Below are 232 nucleotides of genomic sequence, written 5' to 3'. Positions count from 1 at the left end.
CCAAGTGCTTGGTGAGCCAGTTAAGCTCGTTTATAGGTGCGCTGTTATCAAACCCCGCTTCAATATGCACTAAGCCTGCAAGTTTAAAGTCGCAATCTTGCATTAATTGCGCAGCACTGATCGGCTGCTTTATTTTGTCTAAGTTAGGCCATGGCGGCGGGTTAGCGCCTTGTAACCAAGTATATTGCCCCTCAAGTAGATTAAAAAAATGCACATGGGGGTCAATAATAGC

At 45.3% G+C, this 232-nt stretch carries 1 pseudogene; it reads right to left on the bottom strand.

Annotated features, from left to right (window positions below):
• Positions 1 to 229 (bottom strand): annotated as a pseudogene (locus tag AAEY62_RS25070) (amidohydrolase family protein); the annotation flags it as partial.
• Between the last annotated feature and the right edge of the window lie 3 nt (positions 230 to 232).

It is taken from the genome of Pseudoalteromonas sp. GW168-MNA-CIBAN-0100 (assembly GCF_040309225.1).
GTDB lineage: Bacteria > Pseudomonadota > Gammaproteobacteria > Enterobacterales > Alteromonadaceae > Pseudoalteromonas > Pseudoalteromonas arctica.
Note: the sequence above shows the minus strand (reverse complement) of the source record. Positions and strands in the feature narration are given on the sequence as shown.